The sequence below is a fragment of the Streptomyces phytophilus genome (genome assembly GCF_013870535.1).
Lineage (GTDB): Bacteria > Actinomycetota > Actinomycetes > Streptomycetales > Streptomycetaceae > Streptomyces > Streptomyces phytophilus.
Window position 1 is genome coordinate 1 of record NZ_JACBXC010001168.1, and the last position, 1,890, is coordinate 1,890.

The window sequence follows — 1,890 nt, forward strand, 5'->3', positions numbered from 1 at the left end:
GCGTCCTTGGCGGCGGGGGTCTCCGGGGCGTCGGCGGCATCGGGAAAAGTGGCTGATTTCATGCGGGCCGCCGGGCCCGGCCGGTCGGTGCGCGGATCGGCGCCGGCCGCCGCCCCGGTGGTGCGCAACAGCTCCCGGGCGAGCCACAGGACGTCGGCGAGGCCGCGGGCGTCCGGCGGCAAACCGGCCGCCAGGAGACGGCCTACCAGCTCCTCGGCCTTCTCCTGCCCGCCCGCACCGCCGCGCCCGCGCCCCGCCATCGCGCTCACCGCGGCCTGTTGATGGGCCGCATCAGCTCCTCGGTCACACGCCGGGCGGAGCCGTCCGTCTGATCCCAGTCGGCCTGCCGGGTCAGCTCGATGGCGTTGAGCAACTGGTCCACGGCCCGTACGTCGCCGGGTCCCGCGGCCAGGAAGCGGTCGATCAGCTCGGCGAACCGCTCGTCGTCGCCGTCGGGGAAGTGCGCCCGCACCATCCCCGTCAGCCGCGCCCGGTCCGGCACGGGCAGTTGCAGTTCGATACAGCGGCGGCGCAGCGGGGCCGGGAACTCGCGCTCGCCGTTGCTGGTGAGCACGATGAACGGGAAGGCGCCGCAGCGCACCCGGCCGCCGCGCACGGGCACTTTCGTACCGTCGTCGCTGAGCACCTCGACGACCGGCGCGCGGTCGGCGATCCGCTCCAGCTCGGGGATCGTGAACTCACCCGCCTCCAGCACGTGGAGGAGGTCGTTCGGCAGGTCGATGTCGCTCTTGTCCAGCTCGTCGACGAGCAGCACGCGCGGGCGCGTGGAGGGCAGCAGCGCGGTGCCCAGGGGCCCGAGGCGGATGTAGCGCCCGATGCCGCCGCCGGGCTCCTCGGCGGCGTCCGCGTCCGCGGCGCCGGCGCGCCGCTCGGCGCGTTCGAGCTGGGCGTCCTGGAGGCGGCCGATGGCGTCGTAGGCGTACAGGCCGTCGCGCAGTGTGCTGCGGCTGACGATCGGCCAGGTCAGGACCCGGCCGAGCTTCAGCTCGTACGCCACCGAGTGCGCGAGCGTGCTCTTGCCGCTGCCGGCCTGCCCGGTGACGAGCAGCGGGCGGCGCAGGTAGAGCGCGGCGTTGACCATCTCGCACTCGCGGGTGCTGGGCCGGTGGTGGCTGGCCTCGCGGCCCCGCTGGCCGAGCCTCCGCTCGGAGGAGGGCTCCAGCGCGGCCGGCGGAGGCGCCTGCGGATCGCCGTCGAATTCTCGCCAGGGAGGCGGTGCCGGCAGTCTCTCCATGCCGTCGTGGGGGGCGCCGGTGCCTCGGTAGATGAGCCACTCGCTCACGTCGTAACCCCTTTGTCGCCGACCGGGCAGCGGGCTTGCCCCACTGTCTGCCCGGGGACGGACGAGGGCAACCCTCACGGGGGTAAGAGGCTAGCGGGGTGCACTGACGCCGGGTGCCGAATCGGCCAATCCGCGTGGTGGCGGGCCGGTTTCGTCCAACTGCGCACATGGTGCGCGACGTTCGCACCCGGCGCACGCGGACGTCCGCGCGCCGTTCACCCGTTCACCGGCCAACTCACCCATTCACCACCACCCGCACGCCGTTCACGCCCCCCCGGCGCCGATCGCGTCGTCGGCGTCGTCGTAGAACAGGATCACGTCCGCCGCGCACCCACGCCCGGTCTCCAGCGCCTCCCGACGCACCTCGTGCAGCCGCTCCGGCAGGTCCCGCACGACCGTTCCTGCACCGTCCATCAGCAGCGCGGCCAGCTTCTCGTGGTACGCCGCGCACTCCTCGCCGCACTCCTCGCCCTCGTGGCCCCCCGCGCGCCACAGCGCCACCGCCGTGCCCTCGTCGAGCAACTGCCCCACGACCGCCGCCCGGCCGCTGCCTCCGCCCAGCGCATGGCAGAAGACCGGCACCCCGC

General features: G+C 74.4%; 3 protein-coding genes. All 3 read right to left on the reverse strand.

Going from position 1 to position 1,890, the window contains the following annotated elements:
* A partial coding sequence (locus H5J30_RS30335) for a hypothetical protein (protein ID WP_258563608.1) occupies nucleotides 1–260 on the reverse strand: 260 nt, incomplete at its 3' end.
* Between the two features lie 5 nt (nucleotides 261–265).
* A complete protein-coding gene (locus H5J30_RS30340; RefSeq protein ID WP_181790626.1) occupies nucleotides 266–1,303 on the reverse strand; it encodes an AAA family ATPase in 1,038 nt (345 codons plus the stop codon).
* 264 nt (nucleotides 1,304–1,567) lie between these two features.
* The coding region (locus H5J30_RS30345; RefSeq protein WP_445194968.1) for a VMAP-C domain-containing protein at nucleotides 1,568–1,890 on the reverse strand (323 nt) is incomplete at its 5' end.